This window comes from Streptococcus mitis (assembly GCF_001074635.1).
In the GTDB taxonomy this organism is placed as follows: domain Bacteria; phylum Bacillota; class Bacilli; order Lactobacillales; family Streptococcaceae; genus Streptococcus; species Streptococcus mitis_E.
On the sequence record NZ_JUQO01000206.1, the window covers coordinates 1 to 3324 of the forward strand.

Annotated in this window: 2 protein-coding genes; both read right to left on the reverse strand. The window is 44.0% G+C overall.

Annotation, left to right across the window (positions count from 1 at the left end; translation table 11 throughout):
* Nucleotides 1-151: 151 nt before the first annotated feature.
* Nucleotides 152-2770 (reverse strand): alanine--tRNA ligase, encoded by a 2619-nt coding sequence (alaS, locus tag ADI58_RS08820; RefSeq protein WP_049522285.1) that lies wholly within the window; start codon nt 2768-2770, stop codon nt 152-154.
* Between the two features lie 21 nt (nt 2771-2791).
* Nucleotides 2792-3277 (reverse strand): LURP-one-related/scramblase family protein, encoded by a 486-nt coding sequence (locus ADI58_RS08825; protein WP_049522288.1) that lies wholly within the window; start codon nt 3275-3277, stop codon nt 2792-2794.
* Nucleotides 3278-3324: the final 47 nt, after the last annotated feature.

Below are 3324 nucleotides of genomic sequence, written 5' to 3' on the forward strand. Positions count from 1 at the left end.
AATGAAAATCAAAGAGCAAACTAGGAAGCTAGCCGCAGGTTGCTCAAAACACTGCTTTGAGGTTGTAGATAAGACTGACGAAGTCAGTCTCATATAAAATCCAAGGCGAAGCTGACGTTGTTTGAAGAGATTTTCGAAGAGTATTACTTGATTACAATTTACCTGCTACTGCATCCAACAATTCTTGGATTTTAGCTTGGTTGCTTCCTCCTGCCATGGCCATGTCTGGTTTACCACCACCACGTCCATCGACGATTGGTGCTAATTCTTTGACAAGGTTTCCTGCATGAAGGTCTTTTGTCTTGCTTGCTACAAGGACATTGACTTTGTCACCGATAGCGGCAACTAGAACAAGAAGATCAGAGTAGTCTTTTTGTTTCCAATTATCTGCAAAGGTACGAAGGGCACCTGCATCTGATACAGAAACTTGGCTAGCAATGTAACGGTGACCATTGACCTCCTTAACATCCTTGAAGATATCGCCTGCGGCAGCTGCTGCGGCTTTTTCTTTCAACTCAGCATTTTCTTTTTGCAATTGACGAAGTTGTTCTTGAAGTCCTTCTACCTTGTGAGGTACTTCTTTAAGCTGAGGTGCTTTCAAGGTTGCTGCAACTGCTTTAAGAGCATCTTCTTGTTCACGGTAGGCTTCAAAGGCTTCCTTACCAGTCACTGCCAAGATACGGCGAGTTCCTGATCCGATCCCTTCTTCTTTGACAATCTTGAAGAGTCCAATCTCAGAAGTGTTGCCAACGTGGGTACCACCACAAAGCTCGATAGAGTAGTCACCGATAGTGACAACACGGACTTCCTTGCCGTATTTCTCACCAAAGAGAGCCATCGCACCCATTTCTTTGGCAGTGTCAATATCCGTTTCAACTGTCTTAACTTCAAGAGCTTCCCAGATTTTCTCATTGACTTGCTGCTCAATCGCACGCAATTCTTCAGCAGTTACAGCTTGGAAGTGAGTAAAGTCAAAGCGAAGGAATTCAACTTCGTTAAGAGATCCTGCCTGTGTTGCGTGGTTTCCAAGGATATTGTGAAGGGCAGCGTGAAGCAAGTGTGTCGCAGTGTGGTTTTTCATGACACGGTGACGACGATTGGTATCGATTGCCAAGGTATATTCTTGGTTCAAAGCAAGTGGTGCATGGACTTCAACTGTATGAAGAGCTTGTCCGTTTGGTGCTTTTTGAACATTGGTCACAGTAGCCACAACCTTACCTGACTCACCCAAGATTTGTCCATGGTCAGCGACCTGTCCACCCATTTCAGCATAGAATGGCGTTTCTGCAAAGATAAGAGAGGCAGTTCCGTCTGACACAGCTTCTACTTCTGCATTGTCAGCCACGATTGTCACCAATTTAGAAGACAATTGGCTAGCATTGTAGTTGAAGACACTTTCTACAGTGATGTTTTGAAGGGTTTCATTTTGCATACCCATTGAGCCACCCTTGACAGCTGAGGCACGCGCGCGTTCTTGCTGTTCTTTCATGGCTGCTTCAAAACCTTCACGGTCTACAGTCATACCAGCTTCTTCAGCGATTTCTTCTGTCAATTCCACTGGGAATCCGTAAGTGTCGTAAAGTTTGAAGACATCTGAACCAGCAATGACAGATTGACCTTTTTCTTTCAAGTCAGCTACAATGCCTTGGGCAAAGTGTTGACCTGAGTGAAGGGTACGAGCAAATGATTCTTCTTCGCTCTTAACGATTTTTTCGATAAAGTCACGTTTTTCAAGCACTTCTGGGTAGTAGCTTTCCATGATTTTTCCAACAGTTGGAACGAGTTTGTAAAGGAAAGGCTCGTTGATTCCCAATTTTTGACCATGCATAGAAGCACGACGAAGAAGACGACGAAGGACATAACCACGACCTTCATTTCCTGGAAGGGCACCATCACCGATGGCAAATGAAAGGGAGCGGATGTGGTCAGCGATAACCTTAAAGCTCATGTTATCGCCATCTTGGTCATAAACCTTACCAGACAATTTCTCCACTTCACGAATGATAGGCATGAATAGGTCTGTTTCAAAGTTTGTCTTAGCCCCTTGGATAACCGCCACCAAACGCTCCAAACCAGCGCCCGTATCAATGTTCTTGTGTGGCAATTCCTTGTATTCGCTACGAGGAACAGCAGGATCTGCGTTAAATTGTGACAAAACGATGTTCCAGATTTCGATATAACGGTCGTTTTCAATATCTTCTGCAAGTAGGCGAAGTCCGATATTTTCTGGGTCAAAGGCTTCTCCACGGTCAAAGAAGATTTCTGTATCTGGTCCAGAAGGTCCTGCACCGATTTCCCAGAAGTTGTCTTCAATCGGAATCAAGTGACTTGGATCCACTCCCACTTCAATCCAACGGTTGTAAGAATCTTTATCATCTGGATAGTAGGTCATGTAAAGTTTTTCAGCAGGGAAGTCAAACCATTCAGGACTTGTCAAAAGCTCATAAGCCCAAGTGATAGCTTCATCACGGAAGTAATCTCCGATAGAGAAGTTCCCCAACATTTCAAACATGGTATGGTGACGTGCAGTCTTCCCTACGTTTTCGATGTCGTTGGTACGGATCGCCTTTTGGGCATTGGTAATACGTGGATTTTCAGGGATGATAGTCCCATCAAAGTATTTCTTAAGGGTCGCTACCCCAGAGTTGATCCACAAAAGAGTTGGGTCATTTACAGGAACCAAACTTACTGATGGTTCTACAGAGTGACCTTTGGTCGCCCAGAAATCAAGCCACATTTGGCGTACTTGTGCACTAGATAGTTGTTTCATATTATCTCCTTATTTACTTGTTTAATGTGATTGGCTTTCCAGCATTTCCACATAGTCAATCGCGACACAGAGGGAAATGACTAGGTCTGCATAAGCGTCCTCAAGAACCGTTACGGTATAGGTAGAGGTCAGATGGAAGAGTTCCTTCTTAATTTCCGCAATCAGCTGATCGCGATCATCCAGCAATTTGAAATTCAAATCCCAGATATTGCCCTCGATACGAAGACCTAGATTATCAAACTCATACTTATCTCGCCAGAAGGTCAACTTCTTACGAATGACAAAACTCGAGCCATCCCGAAGCTGAATCTCAAAACGAGGAAGCAAGGTCAAGATTTCTTTACTGATCTGACTGACCTGTTCACCATTAGCATCATAGATGGTAAAAGTTTTGGGAATCTTAAAAAATGATCCCTCCACCTGATAGGCGATTTCTCCCCTGTCATCCTTGATAGCGAAGCGTTCGCCTCCAAGACGAAACTTTTGTTTGACAAGAAATGTTTTCATCAACACCTCCAAAAAATCAAAAGACAAGCTCATATCACGAAGGGCGA